Genomic DNA, 20,425 nt, shown 5'->3' on the forward strand with positions numbered 1-20,425 from the left:
TAGCGGGCTTTAGTTATCCTTATTTAAACTCCGTTCGCAACTCTTTCGCCGCCTCAACCATGTTTGCCAGTGCTTCTCGAGTCTCTTTCCAATCCCGAGTTTTTAAGCCACAATCGGGGTTCACCCACAACCGCTGTACAGGGATTTTCTTCGCAGCTTTGTGGATAAGCTCTTTAATCCAAGTAATTTCTGGCACATTTGGGGAATGTATATCATAAACCCCCGGACCGATATCATTAGGGTATTCAAAGCGTTCAAACGCATCTAGTAGCGCCATATTTGAGCGAGAAGTTTCTATCGTAATTACATCCGCATCCATATCAGCTATGGCTTCGATGATGTTATTGAAGTCCGAATAGCACATGTGGGTATGGATCTGTGTTTCATCGTTTACACCACATGCAGATACGCGAAACGCGTAGGCAGCCCAATTTAAATATGTCTGCCACTGCGAAGCCTTCAATGGCATCCCTTCTCGAAAGGCGGGTTCATCGATTTGAATGATCTGAATACCTGCGTTTTGAAGGTCGACTACTTCATCTCGAAGTGCCAAAGCGATTTGATTCGCTAGTGTGGGCTTATCTATATCATCACGTATAAATGACCAACAGAGAATCGTCACCGGCCCAGTCAACATCCCTTTAACTCGTTTCGTCGTAAGCGACTGTGCATATTGCGTCCATTCCAAAGTCATCGGCTTTGACCTCGAAACATCCCCCCAAATAATGGGGGGCTTTACACAACGAGACCCATAGCTTTGCACCCAACCAAACTCAGTGAACGCAAAACCTCGCAACAACTCACCAAAGTATTCGACCATATCATTACGCTCAGCCTCACCATGTACCAACACATCTAGACCCAAGGCCTCTTGCTCTTTAATTGTATTGCGGATCTCTAAAGCCAGTTTGTTGTGATAGTCTTGTGCACTCATGACCCCAGCTTTAAAATCACGACGCGCGTCACGAATCGTTTGTGTTTGCGGAAAAGAACCTATTGTGGTGGTTGGTAACAGCGGTAATGGCAACGACTTAGATTGTTTCTTAATTCTTTGGGAAAATGTGGCACATCGAGTGCCATCCGAAGCTGCCAGTGTTGCCACCCGAGCCTGAACGGCTCTGTCGTTAACTCGATTAGAATTCAGACGTGCTTTTACAGGCGCTGAGTAAGCTACGATGGCTGCTCTGTCTCCAGTTGCAAGCCCATTTTTAAGCATCGTCAACTCTGTGCACTTTTGCTTAGAAAAAGCCAGCCACGTTTTAAGCTCATTATCTAACCTGTCTTCTTGCTCAAGATCGACAGGGGTATGCAATAATGAACATGAAGGCGCTAGCCAAAGGTATTCGCGTCGCTTTGTTGCTACTGCTTCAATCTGCTCAACGATCTCTTCTAAATTTGAACGCCATATATTACGACCGTTTATTACGCCCAGAGACAACACCTGCTGGTCACTCAATAACGCATCTAATTCGTGAATATCTTGCTTTGATGAAATACAGTCGAAGTGCACCCCTTCTACTGGGTAGGACGCGATGTCTTCAAAATAAGCAAAAACGGAATCAAAATAACTGGCAAGCAATAATTTCACACCATTATTTGCAAGTGCATTAAAGCTTATTTTAAGCGCTTGACGATAATCACCACTGAGTTCAAGCGCCAAAATAGGCTCATCAACTTGCACCCACTCAACGCCCAGCTCTGCCAAACTAGATAGTACTTGTCGATACACGGGTAACAAACGTTCCAACAATGCCAACTTATCGAATTCTTCACCAATGCATTTAGACAAAAACAAATAAGTCACAGGCCCTAAGAGGACTGGCTTGGCAGTATGACCAAGTTGTTGAGCCTCCTTTACTTGTTCAAATAATTCAAACCAACTTAATTGAAACACTTGATCCTTAGTCAGCTCCGGCACGATATAGTGGTAGTTAGTGTTGAACCATTTTGTCATCTCACTGGCTGCACAGGCAGAACCCGTAGGCGCTTGACCTCGGCCAACCCGAAAATGCGTATCCAAACTAAGCGTTTCATTATCACGATGACGGCTGGGGATGGCACCAACTAACATCGATATGCTCAAGACATGGTCGTACCATGCGAAGTCACCTACTGGGATTAGCTCAATCCCAGCTTCTGCTTGCATTGCCCAATTCTCAGCTCTGATTGTTTTTCCATGCTCAATAAGCGCACTTTGCGTGATCTTGCCTGCCCAGTATCGCTCTAAAGCACACTTCAACTCTCGCTTTTTACCAATACGAGGAAAACCTAAATTGTGAATAGTCGCCATAATGAATCTCTTCCCTTAATTTATTTGGACGCATAGATGGCTACAAAATTAGGCTTTGAGTAGAATTTTCTCAATTGATTGATTCTCAAATGCAACTTGAGCAAAATTAAATTGTATTTTTTTTAAAAAAAGTTAAATAAATAATGACAACGCTGTCAAAAATAGTGTTATAGTGATTTAGTGAAATTTTGAGCAATCGCTGATGGATTTGTAGACGTCTAGACGTTGAATAGCCAGCCTGTACAGCGTAATATGGACGTAATCTGAGTTTTACTCACATTAAAAATGAGATTTATTAATGATGATAGACATAAAGCACTTAAAAACCATTGCTACCCTGAAAGATACTGGATCACTGGTGAACACCGCACGTGAGTTATTTTTAACTCAGTCTGCTTTGTCTCATCAAATTAAAGATCTGGAAAACAAGTTAGATTGTCAATTATTTGAGCGAAAAACACAGCCTGTACGTTTTACTCCGCAAGGGATGCTGTTGCTCGAGCTTGCGAGTGAAGTATTACCCAAAGTTGAAGCCACTAAGTGTCGCCTGAAAGAAAGCTTGAACCAACCTATCTCGCAATTAAAGCTCAGCGTTGAGTGCCATGCTTGCTTTCATTGGCTACTCCCCACTATAAAAGAGTTCAATAATTTTTGGCCCGATATTAAGGTCGATTATGAGCAGGGTTTTAGTTACGATGCGATTCCAGAGTTGCTCAATGACGAATTAGATATTGTGTTGACTTCAGATATCAGAGAGCCCGAACAACTTGAATATGCTCACGTCTTTGACTTTAAGCTAAAATTAATTGTCGCACCGGATCATGAATTAGCTAAGAAAGCGTATGTCACTGCGCTTGATTTGAAAGATGAAACCATTATTTCTTATCCAATTCCTAAAGAAAGACAGGATATTTTTAAACACTTTATTCAAAATGCGCGGTTTGATGGCACATTAAAGTCAGTTGACCAAGGGTTACTTATATTTCAGTTAGTCAGTGCAGGCATGGGTGTTGCTGCGTTACCAGATTGGCTTGTCACGCCTTATGAGAGCCAAGGCTTAATTAAGTCGATTCCTTTAGGGGCACTTGGTTTGAGCCGCCCAATGTACTTGGCAATGAAGAAAAGCATGAAAGACAACCCTGTCTATCGTCACTTTTTGAATACCTGCAAGCAATCCATTAGCAGATAAAAGCCACAACCGTTAAAATAGCTCTAACTAGAAAAGTTAGAGCTATTTATGTTTGAACTAAAAAAAATCATTGGTGGCTTACTCATGCCACTGCCTATCACACTCATACTCATTTTTTTATTGCTGCTGTTTATCAGTAAAAAAAATAGCAAAAGCTATTACTTGTGTGTTTTGAGTGTGGTCGCACTTTGGGGGATCAGCACACCACAGTTTGCTGATTATACCATTACGCCCAAAGAGCATACGCAAGCATTGTTCTCACAGGCTGACCACAAGCAAATAGACTTTATCGTTGTCCTTGGTGGCGGCTCATCTCTGAATGCGGATCTCCATGCTAATTTACAGCTCTCCAATTCAAGCCTCGTCAGGTTAGTGGAGGGATTGCGCCTTGCCAATATATACCCTAACGCCAAGTTAATCTTATCAGGAGCGGGCAACAAAGGGTTTCCTTCCACCAGCCATTTATTGTCGCGCACAGCGCAATCTTTAGGGTTATCAGCCGAGCGTATCCAACTCAATCCTGATGCCCGTGATACCGTTTCAGAAGCGAAGCTTTTGGCACCCACCTTAGTAGACAACAAAGTGATACTCGTCACTTCTGCGAGCCACATGAAACGCGCACAAGATCTATTTTCAGCTCAGGGAGTCGATACTATCCCCGCGCCAGTTGAGTTCTATAATTACAGTTCTACGCCTGCCATTAAGCGCTATATTGCTTCAAGCTCGGTGCTGTTGTCAGTAAATCGGTACGTCCATGAGTGGCTAGGCATACAATGGATAAAGTTAAGACGGGCATTAGATAGCGGCTCAGTGTAGTGCACTGTACAAAAAAAGCACTTAAATTGCACAAAGTTACATCTAACAAACCAATGAACTGTGCTTAAAATCGCAAAAAATTGAAAAATTGCTCAAAAATAGGTATAAATGTCGTTTATCCTTAACCTGCGTATCCACGTACAAAACGACTGGGATCTACGATGAGTAAACTTGATAAGACTGAAGTTCTAAGCGCATTTGAAGCAGCTTATGAAGCGGTAAATGGCAAAAAGCCTGAAATTACAATTAAACCAGGCTGGTACAGCATTGATGGCGGTAAAAATATGCGCCTAGCTGATGTTGCAGCATTAACCGAAGAACTAACTTCAGGTAACGCGAGTGCGAACACAGCTGAAGAAAAACCAGCTAAAAAAGCACCAGCTAAGAAAGCAGCACCAGCAAAAAGCAGTAAAGTTGCAGCCTTCAACGTTGTTAAAGCAAATGAAGATGGCTACACAGCTGAAGAAGCTTGGATTGTAGAGCTTGCAGAGAAAGACCACGATTGTCGTCTTCCTCGTGGTGTTGTTTAAACACCCTAATGTGTGCGGTGCCGAATAGTTTCATCGGCACCCTCATATTCCTTTCATAGTCAATTCTTTCGTAATTTCTACCCTTTACATACAAAGCGCTGTCTTGTCACGATGCCCCAATAATCATCTTCATATTGATCTTCTATCAAGTTTTCACAAGGTAAATCATCAATGGCATTGAGCCAAAAATATGTTGCGTAATTGGCGCCTGCGATTTGCTTTATTGTCCATTGACCTGGCCTTTGATGCCAAAGAGCATGAGCAAACTGAGTCCCTAACTTTGCTTTTCTATAAAAAGGCACAATATAAAACTCAGCAATCTCATTATCATCAGATGCGTTTGAACAGACAGCGGCAATGCCCGCAGGAATACCTGATACATAACAAATAAATCCCGTTACATGCGCTTCATCAAGATTTGTATCTAATTCAAATACACCATTCTCAAGCGGCTGTTTTTGAGTTAATTTAGAAAACTCTGCTTCATAAGCTTGAGCTAAATTGTTATAAATCGCTCGGGTTTCGTCAGTGACCGCAACCACTCTCATACAATACTCCCATCACTCTCAATGGGAGAAGCGTATCAATAAAATGCGATGTAATTGTGGATCATAGTCAAAGCAGACTCCCCACTTCATTACACTCCACGACTTCCAGCTCCTTGAGTGCCTGCGCACACCACAGTTTCAGAGCAGGACATTGTAGTACGTGTTCAACATATGCATTCGCTTCACCACTTAGCTTCACCCCATATGTTTGAAACCGCAAGACAACTGGCGCAAACATCGCATCTGCAATCGACCACGCACCAAACAACCATCCGCCTTGTGAACCAAAACGTTTATACTGCTCTGTAAATATTTGCTCAATTCGACGAATATCCTTATTGACCTCGTCTGTTCTTATAATTTGTTTCTTGGCTCTAATATTCATTGGCATCGCATTTCTCAAAGCATTAAAGCTACTGTGCATTTCACTGCTCAACGCCCTTGCATGTGCGCGTAATGCAGGAGAATTGGGCCATGCCTTACCTGATAGATAAGCTTCGTTGATATATTCACAGATCGCAAGGGATTCCCATATCACCACATCGTCATCTATTAATGTCGGCACTTTTAAAGTTGGGCTGACATTTTCTAGGCGCTCGTAAAACACCTTAGATCCCAAGTCCAATTTTACTTCTTGATAATTTAGCTGATACTTTTCAGCTATGAGCCAGGCTCTTAAAGACCAAGATGAATAGTTTTTGTTGCCAATATAAAGTTTCATAATATGCTCCTTTTCTGTTGAAACATGTTTATCCTAGAGCTTTATTTCGATAACGACTAACGTATAATTTAAATACAATACATAAGAATTATTGATATATGGACTTAGATGCACTAAGAAGTTTTCTCGCTTTTGTTGAAACGGGCAGTTTTACACGTGCAGCGGCACAAATGCACAGGACTCAGTCCGCAATTAGTATGCAAATGAAGAAGCTCCAACAAGATATCGGGCAAACCTTATTTATCAAAGAGGGACGACAGTTAAACCTGACAGCTGAAGGCGTGGTCCTTGCTGGGTATGCAAGACAAATTATCCATCTACAAGACCATGCGCTGGCAAATCTCTCGCGTACCGCATTGCAGGTTGTTTTACGTCTTGGCTGTCCTGATGACTACGCGGAGTCCATTCTGCCACCATTGGTTCAGCTCCTACACGAAAGTATTGAACACTTAGAACTCAATATTACCTGCGCTTCTAGCTCTGAGTTACAACACTTACTGGATCAAGGGCTTTTAGACTTAGCGGTGATCTCTCGCACACCGCTTTCAGAAGCAGGCTATTTGCTGTGCCATGATAAAGGAACATGGGTGGGTGTTGAGCATCGCGACCTTTTATCGCAGCCAACTTTACCCATTGTGGTATTCAAGCGAGACTGTCGCTACCATCAAGCCGCTATTGAAGGCCTTTTAAAACAAAAGCGTGCATTCAAGATCATGGCAAGTAGTGGCAGCGCCAGTGCACTGAGAGGGTTAATCAAACAGGGCCTAGCAATTGGCGCAATGGCTAATTTAAGCCGCAACGATTTACCCGCTTTAAATGATCCACACCTGCCTTTTTTGCCCAATGTTGAGATTGTTATCATCAAAAGTAATGCCAAAGCATGCGCTATTTCAGATGAGCAATTACAGTTCATCGCGCAACATTTTCGACAAGCGTTAATTCAGTCTTAAAGCTATCACGCATATTCTCACCAACGCTTACATTTTCTGACAACGGGTACACAGACTCTCACACGCATGCGCTCTAAACTGAGTCCCAAGTTAACCAAATGGAATATGCGTAATGAAAACTTTATCTCTACTCTCACTAGCTTTGGCAGCCGTTACTTCTTTCTCGAGCATGGCTTCAATTGAGGATGACAAACACCGCGTCGGTGTACAGGCATACGGTGGCTCCGCATCTTACAAAAGCTCTAGCCAAGATGGCGATGGTGTTGGACAACTATATGTCTACTACAACTACCAGTTTGATAAAACTTGGGCATTAGAAGTCGGTCTAAATGGTGGCACTGATTCTGATGATTGGGAATGTACAGATACCAACAATAGGAAGTTCACTTGTACTCAGTTGAACAAAACCTTGTTCGGGCTAGGCGCCAATGATCTGGATTATGGAAATCTAATCGTTGCGGCAAAGGGTCAATATCAACTGACTAAACATAACTCGCTATACGGTAAGTTAGGTGCAAACTTTTACGACTACGAATTAAATCGAGGAACAACAAACCTTGTTGAAGAAGATGGTACTGGCTTTGTCGCTGAACTAGGTTGGCAATATGACTGGAATAATGGCATGGCTGTTAATGTCAGCTATCAATACCTAGACATGGGTGACCTAGATGTATCCAGTTTAGGTGTGGGCCTTAGCTATCGCTTCTAGTTTCCTCAAAAGGAATATACAACGAGATAGAAACACCGCCCATCTCGCTGTGACTCGCGCCCACATTACCACCGTGGGCGCGAATAATTTGCTGACAAATCGCAAGACCTAGCCCCGAACCACCATGATCTCGACTACGGGATCCCTCACAGCGATACAATCGTTCAAATATCATTTCTAGCTCTTGTTCAGCAACTCCCGGAAACGAATCTTCAACCGTCACTTTCATGTGATCTTCATCACTTTCAAAATTAACCTGAGTTTGACCTTCACTACTGGTGTAAAAGTGACTGTTCCTCAATAGGTTGAATAGTACTTGGCGTATTCTTGCAGGGTCGACATAACACGGAGAATTATTTGTACACGCAGTAAATGACAAAGACTGTTGCTTCGTCGCATACATAGGTTGAAACTCTTCGACAATTTCTTCAATCAGTGCATTTACATCGACAGGCTGTTTGTCCAATGTCAGTACATCATTGTCAAACTGTGCCGACTGGTAGATATCTTTTATCAGATTGTCTAAATGACCTATCTTTTTTTGTATCTTTTCAAACCCTTTCTTAGGATCGGGCTCGATATTGTACTGCATAGCCTCAACGGTCAGCTTTAAAGCTGCTAAAGGCGTTCTTAACTCATGAGATACATCTGCCAATAAACGGTTTTTTTGAGCTAACGACTGCGCCATCATATTGGCTTCCAATTCAACATACTTTTGCTTTTGTTGTTGCCGTTTGTAAATGTAAATAGCGACAGCCATAAAGCATAATAGCAATGAGACCCCCATACCTCGCTGTAGCTTTAGGTTTTCTAAAGACGCTTTTTGCAGCGCTTGCTCATTTTGAATCAATTTTAAAGCCTGCTCTTGGCGAATAAACTCTACATTTTGACGCAGTGTCAGAGCCTGTTGTTTGTCTAGGTCTTGATACAACACCGCTTTGATCTCAATAAACTGCTGCAGACTACGCAGAGCATGCTCAAACTCTCCGAGCTTTTCTTGTGCCTGCGCTTTATATTGATATAACTTCGCTAAATATGAATGGCCCACCCCAGGTAAAGTGAGCACTTGATCTATACCAGCCAAGGCTTTCGCATATTGGCCTTGTACCAGTTCGATCTCAATGATGACTAACCTGACCGTGCGTTCTGTACGACTCGCTTTTGCTGATATTGCCAGTGACAGTGCTTCTTGAGCGACTGATAATGCTTGAGAAAGCGCATCTTGTGCCACATAAATTTTTGCTAAGATACTGAATTGCCATGCAAGATCACTATCAGAACGGCTGCTTCTCGCCAATTCAATCCCCGATTGACTATGGCTCAGTGCCAATTCGATTTCGCCCTGCTGTAAATACACTTGGCTCAACTTACCGTGACTATTGGCAATATGGATTGGGTCGCCTAAAGATTTGTCTACTTCAAGCGCTTGCTTAAAGTGTAGTAAGGCTTTGTTATACTTTTCCAGATCACGATAGATTTCGCCAATATTATAAAGTGAATTTGAAATGCCTTGCTGATTTTTAAGGCTTCTTTGCAACTTTAGCGACTTTTCGTGAAAGCGCAGTGCGAGTTGTAAACTCCCCATGTAATCATAGATGACACCGAGCTGATTATAATAGGTACCAAGGCGAGCTTTATCATTGATGGGTTCTACTAGTGAAATCGCATCCTTTACCACTCTTTCAGCTTCTCTGTAGCGGGCTTTATATCGTAACCCCCTCGCCAGTGAGTGTAAAATATCACTGCGCAACACGACCAACTCTTTAGGTACCACTCCGAGTGCCTGTTCAAGCAGTGTAAAACTTGACTCTATATTACTTTGCTTCTGTTCAATTTGCGCCAGTAATAATTTAATCAGCGCAGGCGCTTCGCTAAACTGAGCCATCACGGGTAAGTAAGACTCGAGCTGATAGAGATGTTGCTTGGCGTCTTGATATAACCCGAGCTTAATTTCGGCTTTAACTTCAATGATCTTTAGTTCAAACCACAAACGTGAACTTGGCTGAGGGTGAACAAACAGTTGATTAAGTTCAGATACTCTAATGATTGCTTGCTTAGGGTCTTGTTCAAGTAGAGTATTTAGATCAGATAAAGATTTATCCAGCTGTCCCTCGTCGCTCTGTACGCTAGGTATGATTAAAATAAATGATAATAGGACTATCAGGCGCACAAACAACACAATTCTAAGTGACTCTCAAATAATAACTTATCTATGGACAACTAAAGTGTAGCTAGAGTTCTCAATAAACACATATAAATTTGAACTTTCGCAATTAGGCCGACTAAATTAACCTATTTGCTTTATATGTGCACCTTATGATTTGCAATAAACATATAACTAAAACAAAGGAAGTCAGGCCGAGATTACTGCGGATCTCAGCCTGCAATATGGTGACTAACTTTTAAGTAATTGCTGCTGCAGCGCCTGAATGTCGTCTCGTACCTTGGCTGCTTTTTCAAATTCCAACTCACGAGCATAGGTCATCATCTGTGCTTCCAGTTGCTTGATCTGCTCAGTTAATTCCGTGGTAGAAGCACCAGCAGATATACTTGACTTAGCCGCCCCACTCCCTGTCGTTGATGAGTGCGCTTCGGTCTCAGAGACCTCTTCTCCTAAGTCCATCACATCCGTAATTTTCTTAACCAATGCCTGTGGCACAATACCATGTTTCTCGTTGTAAGCTTGCTGTATGGCACGTCTTCTCTCTGTCTCATCGATTGCCGCTTTCATTGAACGCGTGATCTTATCACCATATAAAATAGCCTTACCGTTAAGGTGTCTAGCCGCACGACCAATGGTCTGTATCAGTGAACGAGTTGATCTCAAAAACCCTTCTTTGTCCGCATCTAGTATGGCAACCAAAGAGACTTCTGGCATATCTAACCCTTCTCTCAATAAGTTGATCCCGACCAGAACATCGAACACCCCCTTTCTCAAGTCACGGATGATCTCCATCCGCTCGACCGTATCAATGTCCGAATGCAAATAACGGACTTTGACATCATGATCATTCAAATAATCAGTGAGATCTTCTGCCATCCGCTTTGTCAAAGTCGTCACTAATACGCGCTCTTTCAATTCTACTCTTTGGTAGATTTCAGACAGCAAGTCATCTACTTGGGTCGTGACAGGCCTCACTTCCAACTCTGGATCCAGTAATCCGGTTGGCCGGATCACCTGCTCAGCAACCTCTCCACTAGATCGTTCAAGTTCATAATCGCCCGGGGTCGCTGAAACATAAATTGTTTGTGGAGCAATAGACTCAAACTCTTCAAACTTTAAGGGACGATTGTCCATTGCCGAAGGTAACCTGAAACCATATTCAACCAAATTTTCTTTACGACTTCTGTCACCTTTATACATGGCCCCAATCTGCGACACAGTGACATGCGATTCATCAATGATCATTAATGCATCATTGGGCAGATAATCCAGTAATGTTGGGGGCGGCTCGCCAGGTGCTCTTCCTGATAAATAACGACTGTAGTTTTCTATGCCAGAACAAAACCCCAACTCTTGCATCATTTCAATATCATACTGCGTTCGCTGCGCAACCCGTTGCTCTTCAACGAGCTTGTTGGACTCCATTAAGTATGCTCGGCGTTCTTTCAGTTCAACTTTGACTTTCTCAATCGCATCGAGAATTTTCTCGCGTGGTGTCACATAATGTGTTTTTGGGTAAATCGTGGCACGGACTAAGTGTTTATCAACCGCGCCAGTAAGCGGGTCAAATAAACTGATACGCTCGATTTCATCATCAAACATTTCAACGCGTACAGCTTGCGTCTCGGATTCCGCTGGAAATATGTCGATAACCTCTCCGCGTACACGATACGTACCACGTGAAAAGTCCATATCATTCCGCGTATACTGAAGTTCAGCTAAACGGCGTAACAACGCTCGCTGCTCAACGGTTTCTCCTACTTTGAGCAATAACATCATTTTCATATATGAGTCAGGATCACCTAGGCCGTAAATAGCCGATACCGAAGCCACGATGATGGTATCTCTGCGCTCTAACAACGCTTTGGTTGCCGATAACCGCATTTGCTCGATGTGTTCATTAATCGACGCATCTTTTTCTATGAATGTATCACTGGCAACTACATAGGCTTCAGGCTGATAATAGTCATAGTAAGAGACAAAATATTCCACCGCATTATTGGGGAAAAACTCCTTCATTTCACCATACAGTTGAGCTGCTAGCGTCTTGTTATGGGCCATGATAATCGTTGGGCGGTTTAGCTGATGAATAATATTGGCCATCGTAAAGGTTTTACCTGTGCCTGTCGCACCCAGTAAAGTTTGATGCGCAAGCCCGGCATCAAGGCCATCACACAACTGCTCAATGGCGGTTGGCTGATCGCCATTTGGCGAAAACTCTGATACTAGTTCGAAAGACTCACTCATGAAACCCTCACCTCCATGTCTCTTTGTTGCATACGCGCTAATGTTTTACTAAACCACATATAAGAAGAAATCGCAGTAAACAAATTACCCACTGCTGCACCTATGAATAACCCTGTTAACCCTGCTATATGCGAGCCGATATACGCACAAGGAATATAAAAAACAAACAATCGAACCACGCTGAGTATGAGCGCATTCATTGGCTTGTGTAACGCATTAAATGAAGAATTCGTTAAAATAATTACGCCTTGCAAACCATAGCTTAGTGGCAACGTATATATGAACAGCTTGATAATCGCGATAACTTCTGGCTCGTTACCAAAAGCTTGGCTCACCCAGTGCGCGGTTAAGATAAGCAATATATAAGTCGCAAACTGCCAAGCCATAACAAATTTCAATGTGGTGCGATAAGCTTCTTTTACTCTGTCATAGTTTCCTGCGCCATAGTTTTGACTCACAAAGGGTGGTAACGTCATTGAAAGCGCAAGCACAACAAGACAGGCGATTGACTCAATACGGCTACCAACACCGAATGCCGCAACAGCCTCAGCACCATATGTTGCCACGATGGCTGTCATTACGGCCATCGCAATAGGCGTCAGCATGTTTGCGCCGGCAGCTGGCAAGCCAATTTTCATAATCTTAGATACAGCACTCCAAACACTCTGATTACCACTTGAGCAGCTTAGTAAACGCTTCTTAATAGCAAGTAAGTAAATAATCACCACAACACAAACTGCCCAAGCCAAAACAGATGCTACAGCGGCGCCTTGAACGCCAAGTTCAGGAAAAGGCCCGTAGCCAAATATCAATAAAGGATCCAGCACTGCGTTAATAAGCCCACCAAGGCCCATAATCATACTGGGTGTCTTGGTATCGCCGGAGGCTCTCAATACCGAATTACCGATCATCGGGGTGATAAGAAATATAGACCCTAAAAACCAAACATTCATATATTCATGGATATAAGGCAGTGTTGTGTCATCGGCCCCCAATAGAGTGAATATAGGATCCGTCAAAAAGTAACCAATGATGGCTAACATAGCAACCAAACAAGCAGCTAACAATAATGATATAAAAGCATCAAACTTGGCTTCTTCTAAATTTTTACTGCCTAATGCCTTTGCGATGACTGCTGAAGTCCCGATCCCTAATCCAATTGCTAAACTGATAATTGTGAATGTCACAGGAAACGTAAAACTCACAGCGGCTAATGGTTTGGTCCCTAATAGACTGATAAAAAATGTATCAACCAAATTGAAGCTCATTAACGTGATCATGCCGAAAATCATCGGAACCGTCATTCGCTTTAAAGTCGCGGGAATTGAACCGCTCAAAATATCACTGCTGGAGTTGGATTGGCGCACTGCGGACATATAACTTTATACCTCTTTTGACAGCCCATCATTCTAAATCATCAAACAAGATGATGCTATGCTATTCTTTAATACGGTTGTGAATCAAAAATAGCTGTGAAAAACACGATTCAAAGCAAAAATTGATTTTTTTGACCTATTTTCCTACAAACCATGTTCTGCACAAAAAATGTCAAATTTATTTCAAATCCAGTACAACGACGGCTCACTTTTTGCACACCAAGCAAACGATATTGAAATATTCCTGTAAAAATATACACAGTACACTTCAATTCAACACAAAACACACAAGCAATTGTTTTTTAAGCAATTTAAAAATTTATAAAAAACTATTGCTTCTCTCTAATGCCACGGTTTACTTAGCTTTAGAAGAGTTCTTAAAGATTAATAAACAATGTTATCCACAGATTCCGTGGATAAGTTTGTAGAGCCTTTAAAAATAAAGGCCTAGACAAGGATCTTAGCAACTGAAAAAAATGCGTAAAATGATCTATTTATTTTACATCACAGATCTAAACAAAAAGCGTCTTATTTTGTTGCGGCTCTAGACTATATTAATAATTATGCAACTTAATCTATAATGGAAACAAATCACCTAAAACATTGTTTAAATTAAACTTTTTAAAATTCATTAGTCAAAGTATGCAATATCTCGCCGAAATTTGAGTAAAATATTTACCATAGTTTTGTTATTTCCCATACAAGGAACATGTAACTCAAGATCTGACGAGTGATCAGAATCATCAAAAATACCGATCTTAAATAAAGTGCAAAAAACAGCCCTTTCGAATGTTTTTAGCGCACAAACAGCAAAAAATAACCAATATCTAAATTAATCTACTCTTTACTACTTCTTGATGTCCCCCAATTAAGGCTGAATACTCACCGATCTTAAGTGTAAGATCCCGACAAAAAAACGTCGATAAATGAGTGCAACAGCTCACCAGGGTCTCTTTTTTAAAGAAAGCTGATTAAAAAAGGGCTGAATTGTCGATTAATCCAGCGAACAAACAGTTTTTTTGCACTCTAGTGATTTTTATTGTTGACACTTCGCCATGTCGTCATTAATATTTCGCCCCGTTGAGAGACATGCTTCCCCCTTAGCTCAGTTGGTTAGAGCGACGGACTGTTAATCCGCAGGTCCCCCGTTCGAGTCGGGGAGGGGGAGCCAATTCCCAGAATGTATTAGACTTTTTTCCATCAATGCTCTACTCTACAAGCTCCTTTATCGGTGATTTTTCACTATAATGTTAGAACCCGTTTTGGCACTACAATAGGATAATTACAACGTTAGCTTGTACCCTACGGTGCTGGATAAGGTACGTTTAATATAGTGGTTGTAATACTTCACGTAACTTAGCACTTATATATTGCTAGAAGGCAATTCTCCCATTTTCAGGTAGAAGATAAATAATAGCAGGCTTTAAAAAACTCATATTTTTACAATTTATTTCTTGGTTACTCTTCTCTGCGGTTGGCAGTTTTTTTGTCGCGTCAAGTTTTGACAGTGCCGTCAGCAAAGCACAAATGAGTGCCCAGAAAATGGTTAGCAACTACATTCAAGAGAAAACCATGACGGATATGACACCTGAACATATTCGGTTATCTCTAAGCAATGGAGATGTTTTCTCTACATTTATAGTACGTGATTTTTCTGGACAAACGATTTTACAGCTCGGAAAACCAGCACAACTCCCCTTTTTAGCCGATATCATTGCAAACTCTTTTAATTCTATTCGTCCACAATTTGCAGTAAATAAATCTAAAGACATCAAAATTGAATTTGTTATCAATGCACAAAGCCAAGCCTCTCTATTGCAACAATCTCTGCTATTGATGTTAGTTATCTCGGCATTGGTTGCGTTTATTCCTATCTTTTATATGCAAGCAATTTATAAGAAACTCAATCGTAACGTCAGTATGACTGTGGCAAATGCGGTGGATGTCTATATCACGCAGAATCAGGTTACCGAAAGCATTGAAGAAGATTTTAATACCGGTAAAGTCACAGAGCTAGGTGCAGAGCTCGCACCTTCGTTCAATCGCCTTGCGCACTTTCTGAAAAGTAAGCAAGAAGACATCAAATCTGCTGCCCATTCCATCAAACAAGAAGCATACAAAGATGTCGTAACAGGCCTTGGCAACCGAAATATGTTTGTTGAGTATTATGAGCATCAAATCGAGCAATCCAACAACAAAAGTTTTGGCACCTTGGCAATGATCCGCTGTAGTGAACTGCAAATGATCAACCAAACGCGCGGATATCAAAAAGGTGATGAATATATACGTGCAGTTTCAGATATAGTGAAGCACGTTAGCGGCACCTACACAGGAAGCCAAGTGTTTAGGCTAAACAGCTCGGATTTTGCTGTGATTTTGCCGAATGTACCTTCAAAAGAAGCTGAGCAATTTGGTGAAACATTACAAGCCAGATTTACTCAATATCAACAAAATCAAGAACTGGCGTCAGTTGCCAATGCGGGGATAGTTTCCTACGAATCAGGTAAACCGCTCGGTGAACTGCTTTCTGTCGTAGACAACGCGATGAGTATGGCACAAAGCAAGCAGGCCAACGCTTGGCACTTGCAGCGAGAAAGTGACATTGTTAACAACGTTGGTGCAGGTTTTGGCAATCAAAACTGGCGTAGAGTTATCAGGGAAGTGATCGATAGCCGACGCGTGAATCTCATGATGCAAAACATCATGCCGATAGGCAAGAATGTCAAAGCATACGCTGAGATCCAGTCTCGATTTAAAACAGAAGACAATCAAATGCTCCCAACTGCCTCTTTCTTAGCCATGGCAGAAAAACTGGAAATGGCCATTGAAATTGATCAGTTAATCATCGATAGCTCTTTAGAGTTAATCAAAACACGTAACTTTAATGAGAAATTTTTTGGCATTAATGTGACCGCTTCTAGCGCCCACAGCGACCAATTCGTTATTTGGCTAGAGAGACGTTTGCTTAAAGATGGTAACTTAGCATCTAAGCTTGTCTTTGAAGTAAGCGAATTTGGTTTACAACAAAATATCAAAGCCAGTAAGCGCTTTATTGATATGGTGCACAGGGTTGGCGCGCGTATAACCGTAGAGCGATTCGGCGTTGGTCTTACTTCATTTAAATTCTTCAGAGATTTAAAACCAGATTTTATCAAGATGGATGCCAGCTATACACGCGGATTGGAAGAAGACAAAAACAACCAATATTTTATGCGTCTTATGGTTGATTTAGCACACCGTATTGGCGTGAGCGTTTTTGCTGAAGGTGTTGAAAGCCAAGAAGAAAAGCATATTGTCGAAACCTTATGTTTAGATGGCGTACAAGGCTATTACATCGAGAAACCCAAAGAGATTTAAACTTGCTAGACCGGAGAGAGTCATACTCTCTCCATTTTTTGTCAACATTCCCTACCAAATTCCCCTAACAACCTAAATAAAGTGTACTAAATGTTGTGATCTCGACGAGGAAAATTGTTAGAATTTCCAGTCTTATAACACGTTGAGAAACGATGATTGCAAGTTAAGGGGCATAAATGACAGAGTATATGTTGTTGCTTATCGGCACGGTGCTGGTAAACAACTTTGTATTAGTACAGTTTTTGGGTCTGTGCCCATTTATGGGGGTTTCAGGCAAACTCGAAACAGCCATAGGTATGTCGTTAGCCACCACCTTTGTACTAACTTTGGCTTCGGTCACCAGCTACTTAGTTAATCAATATATACTCATACCTTTAGAGCTCACCTTTTTACGTACCATGAGTTTTATTCTGGTAATTGCAGTTGTTGTACAATTTACAGAGATGGTTGTCAGAAAAACCAGCCCAACTCTATACCGCTTACTCGGCATCTTTTTACCATTAATTACAACTAACTGTGCCGTATTGGGTGTCGCGCTGCTCAACATCACTAAAGAGCATACCTTTATTAGCTCTGCAGTGTATGGTTTCGGTGCTGCTGTTGGCTTTTCACTTGTCTTAGTACTTTTTGCAGCCTTGAGAGAAAGGCTTGCAGTTGCCGACGTGCCAGTCCCTTTCAAAGGCGCTTCTATAGCAATGATCACGGCAGGTCTCATGTCACTTGCATTTATGGGCTTTTCTGGATTGGTGAAGATTTAAGATGACGCTGATTTATGCGCTTGTAGCGATTGGTGCACTTGCACTCATTTTTGGGTTAATTTTAGGCTACGCCGCGATTAAATACCGGGTAGAAAGTAACCCCATTGTTGAACAACTTGACGCCGTTTTACCGCAAACTCAATGCGGCCAGTGCGGCTACCCAGGTTGTCGTCCATATGCCGAAGCCATTGCTAATGGTGATGAAGTTAACAAATGCCCACCCGGTGGTGAAGCCACAGTTAAAAAACTTGCCGATTTGATGGGAGTTGAAGCAAAACCACTCGCTGGCGGTGAAGAAGCCGCTCCCGTAAAAAAGGTCGCGTATATCCGCGAAGATGAATGCATTGGTTGTACCAAATGTATTCAAGCATGCCCTGTCGATGCCATTGTTGGTGCTACACGCCAAATGCACACTGTTATTGCTGATGAATGTACAGGATGTGACCTATGTGTCGAACCCTGCCCTGTAGACTGTATTGATATGATCCCAGTCGCTGAAACAAAACAATCTTGGAAATGGCAAATCAATGCTATTCCAGTGAAACAACTTGACTGAGAGGTTTAAGTGGAAACATTACTTGAACAAATAGAAAGCGGAAAGCTGTGGCAATTTCCTGGCGGGATCCATCCTCCTGAGCAAAAGTTCGTTTCAAACCAAGCTGGAATAGGTACTTTACCGCTCCCCGAATACTTAGTGCTTCCTCTGAAGCAGCACATCGGAGCCAATGGACAGCTGTTGGTAAATAAAGGTGAGCATGTCCTAAAAGGGCAAGTACTAACACGCCCTGGCACTAATTGGTCTCTGCCAATACATGCACCTACATCAGGTACAATCACAGATATCAAACCGATGCCCTCAGCGCACCCATCGGCTATGCCAGAGCTGAGCATAATTCTGACGCCCGATGGTGAGGACAAGTGGTGTCAACTAACCTCTCGAGACTCAATTGAAGGGCTAGACAACAAAGCGCTCATAGACATTTTACATCATGCGGGTATTGCCGGTATGGGCGGAGCGGGCTTTCCAACATACGTAAAAGCCGACAGCGCTAAACAGATTGAGTTCTTAGTCGTCAATGGGGTGGAGTGTGAACCATACATAACCGCTGATGATATGTTGATGCGTGAACACGCTGAAGAAATCATTGCTGGTATTGAGGTCATGATGTCTATATTGTCACCACAATACACGCTTGTGGGCATTGAAGACAATAAGCCACAAGCCGTCGAAGCAATGCGTGCAGCTGCTAGCCACAACGACAAGATACTGATCCGCGCGATCCCAACGAAGTATCCCTCAGGGGGCGAAAAGCAACTGATTAAAGTGCTTACTTCTAAAGAGGTGCCAAGCGGCGGGATCCCTGCAGATGTTGGTGTCCTAGTCCAAAATGTCGGAACCTTATATGCGGTCAACGAAGCGGTGTTTAAGGGCAAGCCTCTGATAGAACGTGTTGTAACAGTGACAGGTAACACTATCCATACTCCACAAAATGTTTGGGCACTACTGGGCTCTGAAGTTAAACATCTATTACACAGCCAAGGGTTTACTCCCGTTGAGGATCAACGAGTGATCATGGGTGGACCTATGATGGGCTTTACCTTACCAACCGTCAGGATCCCCGTGGTGAAGACCACCAACTGTATTTTGGCACCAGATAATCAAGAACTGGCAGTGGCAGGTCATGAACAAGCATGTATCCGCTGTAGCGCCTGTGCCGACGCCTGCCCACAAACCCTTTTGCCTCAACAATTGCAATGGTTTGCCAAAGGCAAAGAATACGACAAGCTTGAAGAATACAACCTTTTTGACTGTATTGAATGTGGCGCTTGCTCTTATGTCTGCCCAAGCGAGATCCCATTGGTGCAATATTATCGAGTTGCCAAAGCCGAGATCCGTGAGCAAAAACTTGAGAAAGTGAAAGCTGAACGTGCGAAAGAACGCTTTGAAGCTCGTAAAGCACGCCTAGAGCGAGAGCAAGAAGAGAGACAAAATCGTCACAAGCGACCCGCTCGCACGGCACCGGCAAAAGACAAGGCCAAAGTATCTGAGGCACTAGAGAGAGTTAAAAATAAACGCCCAGAGCAATCTGCTGTACAAGCCGCTATTGAACGAGCAAAAGCGAAGAAAGCAGAAGGAGATACGTCATCCCTTGAGCCGGATAACAGTGCCGTCGCATTAGAGCGTGCAAAGCGCAAAGAGCAAGCTAGAAAGTATAAGGAAGAAAAAGCCCAAACTGGCGGTGATAGCGCACCTAAAGATGCCGTTGCAGCTGCAATAGCACGCGCTAAAGCCAAAAAAGCAGCTAAGGCCGCTGAAGAAACACCGGCACCAGAGAAACAAGACTCAAAGAAAGCCGCTGTCGCTGCTGCCATCGCTCGCGCTAAGGCCAAAAAAGCAGAACAGAGTGAAGTGACTGACTCTGAAGACACAGCTCCTAAAGGTAGCGATCCACGCAAAGCCGCAGTAGCTGCCGCCATTGCCCGTGCCAAAGCCAAAAAAGCCGCTAAGGACTCAGAAAACGTACAACTGCAACCAGACGAGCCAGCCACAGAAACGAACGCTGAGCCGGAGGATCCACGCAAAGCTGCCGTTGCTGCCGCCGTTGCCCGTGCCAAAGCGAAAAAAGCCGCCAAGGCCGCTGAAGAAGCGCAGCAACTACCAAATGAGCCAGCCGCAAAAGCGGACGCTGAACCGGAAGATCCACGCAAAGCTGCCGTTGCCGCCGCCATTGCCCGTGCTAAAGCGAAAAAAGCCGCCAAGGGCTGAAGA

General features: G+C 42.8%; 15 protein-coding genes and 1 tRNA gene. 10 read left to right on the forward strand and 6 right to left on the reverse strand.

Annotated elements, in window-relative coordinates:
- Nucleotides 1-19: 19 nt before the first annotated feature.
- A complete protein-coding gene (gene metE, locus A7985_RS23610) occupies nucleotides 20-2,290 on the reverse strand; it encodes a 5-methyltetrahydropteroyltriglutamate--homocysteine S-methyltransferase (RefSeq protein WP_065792873.1) in 2,271 nt (756 codons plus the stop codon).
- A gap of 301 nt (nucleotides 2,291-2,591) precedes the next feature.
- Here metE and A7985_RS23615 point away from each other — a divergent pair, with 301 nt between their 5' ends.
- From A7985_RS23615 to A7985_RS23625, 3 genes are all read left to right on the forward strand, one after another.
- Nucleotides 2,592-3,479, forward strand: a complete 888-nt coding sequence (locus tag A7985_RS23615) for a LysR substrate-binding domain-containing protein (protein WP_063376364.1) — start codon at nucleotides 2,592-2,594, stop codon at nucleotides 3,477-3,479.
- Nucleotides 3,480-3,527: 48 nt separating this feature from the next.
- Nucleotides 3,528-4,295 carry a YdcF family protein gene (locus A7985_RS23620; RefSeq protein ID WP_065792874.1) on the forward strand — a complete coding sequence of 256 codons (768 nt, stop codon included), beginning with the start codon at nucleotides 3,528-3,530 and terminating at the stop codon, nucleotides 4,293-4,295.
- Between the two features lie 161 nt (nucleotides 4,296-4,456).
- Nucleotides 4,457-4,825, forward strand: coding sequence for a hypothetical protein (locus A7985_RS23625; RefSeq protein WP_065792875.1), 369 nt, complete (start codon nucleotides 4,457-4,459; stop codon nucleotides 4,823-4,825).
- A 77-nt stretch (nucleotides 4,826-4,902) separates the two neighbouring features.
- Here A7985_RS23625 and A7985_RS23630 read toward each other — a convergent pair whose 3' ends face one another.
- Both A7985_RS23630 and A7985_RS23635 read right to left on the reverse strand, forming a co-directional pair.
- The gene (locus A7985_RS23630; RefSeq protein ID WP_065792876.1) at nucleotides 4,903-5,373 is read right to left on the reverse strand and encodes a hypothetical protein; all 471 of its coding nucleotides are present in this window, start codon (nucleotides 5,371-5,373) and stop codon (nucleotides 4,903-4,905) included.
- Between the two features lie 67 nt (nucleotides 5,374-5,440).
- Nucleotides 5,441-6,094, reverse strand: a complete 654-nt coding sequence (locus A7985_RS23635; RefSeq protein ID WP_065792877.1) for a glutathione S-transferase family protein — start codon at nucleotides 6,092-6,094, stop codon at nucleotides 5,441-5,443.
- A gap of 98 nt (nucleotides 6,095-6,192) precedes the next feature.
- Between A7985_RS23635 and A7985_RS23640 the strand changes: the two genes are divergently transcribed.
- A complete protein-coding gene (locus A7985_RS23640; RefSeq protein ID WP_065792878.1) occupies nucleotides 6,193-7,044 on the forward strand; it encodes a LysR family transcriptional regulator in 852 nt (283 codons plus the stop codon).
- Between the two features lie 112 nt (nucleotides 7,045-7,156).
- On the forward strand, nucleotides 7,157-7,753 hold the full coding sequence (locus A7985_RS23645) for a porin family protein (protein ID WP_065792879.1): 597 nt from the start codon (nucleotides 7,157-7,159) through the stop codon (nucleotides 7,751-7,753).
- Here A7985_RS23645 and A7985_RS23650 read toward each other — a convergent pair.
- The 3 genes from A7985_RS23650 to A7985_RS23660 all read right to left on the reverse strand — a co-directional run bounded on the left by A7985_RS23650 (nucleotide 7,737) and on the right by A7985_RS23660 (nucleotide 13,540).
- Nucleotides 7,737-9,923 carry a tetratricopeptide repeat protein gene (locus A7985_RS23650; RefSeq protein ID WP_141685438.1) on the reverse strand — a complete coding sequence of 729 codons (2,187 nt, stop codon included), beginning with the start codon at nucleotides 9,921-9,923 and terminating at the stop codon, nucleotides 7,737-7,739. The genes A7985_RS23645 and A7985_RS23650 overlap by 17 nt on opposite strands.
- A gap of 225 nt (nucleotides 9,924-10,148) precedes the next feature.
- Entirely contained in the window at nucleotides 10,149-12,164 is a 2,016-nt protein-coding gene (uvrB, locus tag A7985_RS23655; RefSeq protein ID WP_065792881.1) for an excinuclease ABC subunit UvrB, read from the reverse strand.
- Complete coding sequence (locus A7985_RS23660; protein ID WP_065792882.1) at nucleotides 12,161-13,540, reverse strand: MATE family efflux transporter; 1,380 nt, start codon at nucleotides 13,538-13,540, stop codon at nucleotides 12,161-12,163. The genes uvrB and A7985_RS23660 overlap by 4 nt, the downstream gene beginning before the upstream one ends.
- A gap of 1,094 nt (nucleotides 13,541-14,634) precedes the next feature.
- Here A7985_RS23660 and A7985_RS23665 point away from each other — a divergent pair.
- The 5 genes from A7985_RS23665 (at nucleotide 14,635) to rsxC (ending at nucleotide 20,422) form a co-directional block, all read left to right on the forward strand.
- Nucleotides 14,635-14,711 (forward strand) — tRNA-Asn (locus A7985_RS23665).
- Between the two features lie 242 nt (nucleotides 14,712-14,953).
- Nucleotides 14,954-16,897 (forward strand): EAL domain-containing protein, encoded by a 1,944-nt coding sequence (locus tag A7985_RS23670; protein WP_065792883.1) that lies wholly within the window; start codon nucleotides 14,954-14,956, stop codon nucleotides 16,895-16,897.
- Between the two features lie 176 nt (nucleotides 16,898-17,073).
- Nucleotides 17,074-17,655 carry an electron transport complex subunit RsxA gene (rsxA, locus tag A7985_RS23675; RefSeq protein WP_063373222.1) on the forward strand — a complete coding sequence of 194 codons (582 nt, stop codon included), beginning with the start codon at nucleotides 17,074-17,076 and terminating at the stop codon, nucleotides 17,653-17,655.
- A gap of 1 nt (nucleotide 17,656) precedes the next feature.
- On the forward strand, nucleotides 17,657-18,211 hold the full coding sequence (gene rsxB, locus A7985_RS23680) for an electron transport complex subunit RsxB (protein WP_065792884.1): 555 nt from the start codon (nucleotides 17,657-17,659) through the stop codon (nucleotides 18,209-18,211).
- Nucleotides 18,212-18,220: 9 nt separating this feature from the next.
- On the forward strand, nucleotides 18,221-20,422 hold the full coding sequence (rsxC, locus tag A7985_RS23685; protein WP_081310712.1) for an electron transport complex subunit RsxC: 2,202 nt from the start codon (nucleotides 18,221-18,223) through the stop codon (nucleotides 20,420-20,422).
- The last annotated feature ends 3 nt before the right edge of the window (nucleotides 20,423-20,425 follow it).

It is taken from the genome of Pseudoalteromonas luteoviolacea (assembly GCF_001696455.1).
Taxonomy (GTDB): Bacteria; Pseudomonadota; Gammaproteobacteria; order Enterobacterales; family Alteromonadaceae; genus Pseudoalteromonas; species Pseudoalteromonas luteoviolacea_C.

Coding starts and splice junctions, on each gene's coding strand:
- metE (WP_065792873.1), bottom strand. CDS start 2,290: ATGGCGACTATTCACAATTTAGGTTTTCCTCGTATTGGTAAAAAGCGA.
- A7985_RS23620 (WP_065792874.1), top strand. CDS start 3,528: ATGTTTGAACTAAAAAAAATCATTGGTGGCTTACTCATGCCACTGCCT.
- A7985_RS23640 (WP_065792878.1), top strand. CDS start 6,193: ATGGACTTAGATGCACTAAGAAGTTTTCTCGCTTTTGTTGAAACGGGC.
- uvrB (WP_065792881.1), bottom strand. CDS start 12,164: ATGAGTGAGTCTTTCGAACTAGTATCAGAGTTTTCGCCAAATGGCGAT.
- rsxB (WP_065792884.1), top strand. CDS start 17,657: ATGACGCTGATTTATGCGCTTGTAGCGATTGGTGCACTTGCACTCATT.
- A7985_RS23615 (WP_063376364.1), top strand. CDS start 2,592: ATGATAGACATAAAGCACTTAAAAACCATTGCTACCCTGAAAGATACT.
- A7985_RS23660 (WP_065792882.1), bottom strand. CDS start 13,540: ATGTCCGCAGTGCGCCAATCCAACTCCAGCAGTGATATTTTGAGCGGT.
- A7985_RS23645 (WP_065792879.1), top strand. CDS start 7,157: ATGAAAACTTTATCTCTACTCTCACTAGCTTTGGCAGCCGTTACTTCT.
- A7985_RS23625 (WP_065792875.1), top strand. CDS start 4,457: ATGAGTAAACTTGATAAGACTGAAGTTCTAAGCGCATTTGAAGCAGCT.
- A7985_RS23635 (WP_065792877.1), bottom strand. CDS start 6,094: ATGAAACTTTATATTGGCAACAAAAACTATTCATCTTGGTCTTTAAGA.
- A7985_RS23630 (WP_065792876.1), bottom strand. CDS start 5,373: ATGAGAGTGGTTGCGGTCACTGACGAAACCCGAGCGATTTATAACAAT.
- rsxA (WP_063373222.1), top strand. CDS start 17,074: ATGACAGAGTATATGTTGTTGCTTATCGGCACGGTGCTGGTAAACAAC.